Source organism: Anaerococcus sp. mt242, assembly GCF_016798225.1.
GTDB lineage: Bacteria > Bacillota > Clostridia > Tissierellales > Peptoniphilaceae > Anaerococcus.
The window spans coordinates 1-3154 of record NZ_JAEUYX010000035.1 but is presented as its reverse complement, the minus strand read 5'-3'; the positions used below and the strand labels follow the sequence as shown (position 1 = coordinate 3154).

Below are 3154 nucleotides of genomic sequence, written 5' to 3'. Positions count from 1 at the left end.
ATAAGAAAGGCACCCATAAAGGGTGCCAAACTTGGTGGGCCTCCAGGGGCTCGAACCCTGGACCTACCGGTTATGAGCCGGGCGCTCTAACCAACTGAGCTAGAGGCCCACAAAAATATTAAAAAAGTCGTAGCTTTCTATCCAATCGCCCTTCGTGCTATTGGGAAAGCCTGACGGCCAACCTACCATCCATTTGCTTAATAAATGGTGATAAGTCATTATGGTGGACCTGAGTAGACTCGAACTACCGACCTCACGCTTATCAGGCGTGCGCTCTAACCACCTGAGCTACAGGTCCATAAGATAAATATAAAATATAATATAATTTTTTTGGCAGGGGAGACAGGACTTGAACCCGCGACATCCGGTTTTGGAGACCGACGTTCTACCAGCTGAACTACTCCCCTATATTTTTTAAAAAAATAAGACCCTATAGAGGGTCCTCGGTCCGTTAGGACCTGCGGTTATTTCGTGCTAAGGCACGAGTCCTCCTTAAGCCGGACAGGCTTGTTTCGCATACGGCGACCATTTCATGGAGAGTGCTCCAATAGCCGCACAGGCTTTTATTGGTGCCCAGAGGCGGAATCGAACCACCGACACGAGGATTTTCAGTCCTCTGCTCTACCGACTGAGCTATCTGGGCATAATATATTTTATTGGCGGAGAAGGAGGGATTTGAACCCTCGCATCCCTTTTGAAAGGATCTACTCCCTTAGCAGGGGAGCCTCTTCAGCCACTTGAGTACTTCTCCATTGGCGGAGAGGAAGGGATTCGAACCCTTGTGAGCCGAAAGACTCTAACGGTTTTCAAGACCGCCCCGTTATGACCGCTTCGGTACCTCTCCATATTTAATTATTAATAAGATTTATATTATATTGTAAGTAATCAAATGGCTAAAAGATTCAAAGCCAATTTAATTGACTTTCGCCTATTATTTTGTATTAGATTAGCCTATCTCAAACGAAATAGGCTTTTCTAATTTGGTGACCCATCGGAGATTCGAACTCCGGACACCCTGATTAAAAGTCAGGTGCTCTACCGGCTGAGCTAATGGATCATATTGGCTGGGATAGCAGGACTCGAACCTACGCATACCAGAGTCAAAGTCTGGTGCCTTACCGACTTGGCTATATCCCAAAGATAATTGTTTAATGCAGTAACAAAATATATTATACCACACTTTTATAAAATAACCAAATTTTTTGTAAGGTTTTTTTAATATATCAAGAAGATATATTGTGGCGCGCCCTCCAGGATTCGAACCTGGGACACACGGATTAGAAGTCCGTTGCTCTATCCAGCTGAGCTAAGGGCGCATGGAGCGGGTGAAGGGAATCGAACCCTCGCAACCAGCTTGGAAGGCTGGGGCTCTACCACTGAGCTACACCCGCATTATGCGGATTATAATGGTAAAACAAATTTTATCAATCATTAAGTCCTAAAATTTAAATGGTGGGGATGAGCGGATTCGAACCACTGAAAGCAAAGCTAACGGATTTACAGTCCGTCCCATTTGGCCAACTCTGGAACATCCCCAAAATTATTTTTTGTTAAAGAATTTCATGTTCTTTATCTCACTCCTTTAATAAAAGAAGTGGATTGGAGCTGATGATAGGACTTGAACCTACAACCTATTGATTACAAATCAATTGCTCTGCCAATTGAGCTACATCAGCACATTGGATCACTATTGCAATCCAAATGGCGACTCGGATGGGATTCGAACCCACGACCTCCGCCGTGACAGGGCGGCATTCTAACCAGCTGAACTACCGAGCCATATAATACTTACTTAATTTCTGGCTTTACACTTAGTGTAAGAAGTAACAAAAATTATTTTATTTGCCAAAAAGGCTAGTATATGTGGTGGAAGTAACAGGGCTCGAACCTGTGACCCCCTGCTTGTAAGGCAGATGCTCTCCCAACTGAGCTATACTTCCATATTTACTTAATACATTATAAGTTAAAATCAAATATCTGTAAAACGGAGTCTGGGATTCGTAACCCAGTCCCTTGTAGGGCGGAAAGTACGGAGTACTTTTCATTTTCGAGATGAATCAAAGCGCAAGCTATTGATGAATCCGAAAAACTTACCACCGACGGTGGTATCCCCGTCAAACGAAGATTTTATCTTTATATAAAAGTAATATTAATAGTGGTGACCCTACCGGGATTCGAACCCGGGATACCACCGTGAAAGGGTGGTGTCTTAACCGCTTGACCATAGGGCCTTGTGAAACGACTTGATAAGTATATCATATTTTTTTATACTTTGCAAGTTTTTTTATGTAATGGTTGCGGGAGCAGGATTTGAACCTACGACCTTCGGGTTATGAGCCCGACGAGCTACCAAACTGCTCCATCCCGCGTCAAATTCAATAATTAAGGAATTAATGCTCCTAAAAAAACCATATTCTATAAAAGAGCTATGCTCCATTAATTCACCAGATAGTGATTAAATTAGTATTAAAAACCAATTTTGGTGCCGAGGACCGGAATCGAACCGGTACGGTGTTTAACCACCGCAGGATTTTAAGTCCTGTGCGTCTGCCAGTTCCGCCACCCCGGCATAAATAAATATTATTTATCTGGCATTAGCCCTCGGGCTTTACTTTGCAATATTCGCTTGTATCACGACTATTTTAAAGCCAATGGAGCTAATTTTGGCGCTCAGGGTGGGACTCGAACCCACAACCTACCGGTTAACAGCCGGGTGCTCCACCATTGAGCTACCTAAGCATAGTTATACTTAAATTAATCTAATATATTTTTTTACATTTATATCTAACTAGCCAAGATGGCTAGCTGATATTAAATGTTCAGCAGCTTCCTACTCTACCGGGAGGTCACCCTCCGAGTACCATCGGCGTTGCTAGGCTTAACTTCTGTGTTCGGTATGGGAACAGGTGTATCCCTAGCGCCATCGCCACTGTATTATGACCTAACCTTTAATAGTTAAGCTTTTGTTTGAACCTTTATCTTGTCTTTAAATTACGCCGTAAATTCTACTCAAGCTGCTTAACGCATCTTGAAGAATTCTGGCGGCTGACCTACCATACATTTTGCAAAGCAAAATGGGGTTAGGGACAAGCAATAGCCAACAATATTTCCAGTCAAGATTAAAAGTTTAGTATCCATTAGCTTAATACATTAC

General features: G+C 42.9%; 18 tRNA genes and 1 rRNA gene. All 19 read right to left on the bottom strand.

Annotated elements, in window-relative coordinates:
- Positions 1-32: 32 nt before the first annotated feature.
- The 19 genes from JNO63_RS08530 to rrf all read right to left on the bottom strand — a co-directional run bounded on the left by JNO63_RS08530 (position 33) and on the right by rrf (position 2934).
- A tRNA-Ile gene (locus JNO63_RS08530) sits at positions 33-109 on the bottom strand.
- 112 nt (positions 110-221) lie between these two features.
- Positions 222-298: transfer RNA gene (locus JNO63_RS08525), tRNA-Ile, on the bottom strand.
- Positions 299-331: 33 nt separating this feature from the next.
- Positions 332-407 (bottom strand) — tRNA-Trp (locus tag JNO63_RS08520).
- A gap of 160 nt (positions 408-567) precedes the next feature.
- Positions 568-643 (bottom strand) — tRNA-Phe (locus tag JNO63_RS08515).
- A gap of 14 nt (positions 644-657) precedes the next feature.
- Positions 658-751: transfer RNA gene (locus JNO63_RS08510), tRNA-Ser, on the bottom strand.
- 2 nt (positions 752-753) lie between these two features.
- Positions 754-844, bottom strand: a tRNA-Ser gene (locus JNO63_RS08505).
- Between the two features lie 137 nt (positions 845-981).
- A tRNA-Lys gene (locus JNO63_RS08500) sits at positions 982-1057 on the bottom strand.
- Between the two features lie 4 nt (positions 1058-1061).
- A tRNA-Gln gene (locus tag JNO63_RS08495) sits at positions 1062-1137 on the bottom strand.
- A 102-nt stretch (positions 1138-1239) separates the two neighbouring features.
- Positions 1240-1316: transfer RNA gene (locus JNO63_RS08490), tRNA-Arg, on the bottom strand.
- 1 nt (position 1317) lies between these two features.
- Positions 1318-1391 (bottom strand) — tRNA-Gly (locus tag JNO63_RS08485).
- Positions 1392-1450: 59 nt separating this feature from the next.
- Positions 1451-1536, bottom strand: a tRNA-Tyr gene (locus JNO63_RS08480).
- A gap of 64 nt (positions 1537-1600) precedes the next feature.
- A tRNA-Thr gene (locus tag JNO63_RS08475) sits at positions 1601-1676 on the bottom strand.
- A 26-nt stretch (positions 1677-1702) separates the two neighbouring features.
- A tRNA-Asp gene (locus tag JNO63_RS08470) sits at positions 1703-1779 on the bottom strand.
- An 85-nt stretch (positions 1780-1864) separates the two neighbouring features.
- A tRNA-Val gene (locus tag JNO63_RS08465) sits at positions 1865-1940 on the bottom strand.
- A 216-nt stretch (positions 1941-2156) separates the two neighbouring features.
- Positions 2157-2231: transfer RNA gene (locus tag JNO63_RS08460), tRNA-Glu, on the bottom strand.
- A 61-nt stretch (positions 2232-2292) separates the two neighbouring features.
- A tRNA-Met gene (locus JNO63_RS08455) sits at positions 2293-2369 on the bottom strand.
- A gap of 111 nt (positions 2370-2480) precedes the next feature.
- A tRNA-Leu gene (locus JNO63_RS08450) sits at positions 2481-2569 on the bottom strand.
- A gap of 95 nt (positions 2570-2664) precedes the next feature.
- Positions 2665-2739 (bottom strand) — tRNA-Asn (locus tag JNO63_RS08445).
- 78 nt (positions 2740-2817) lie between these two features.
- Positions 2818-2934 (bottom strand): 5S ribosomal RNA (gene rrf, locus JNO63_RS08440).
- Positions 2935-3154 lie beyond the last annotated feature (220 nt).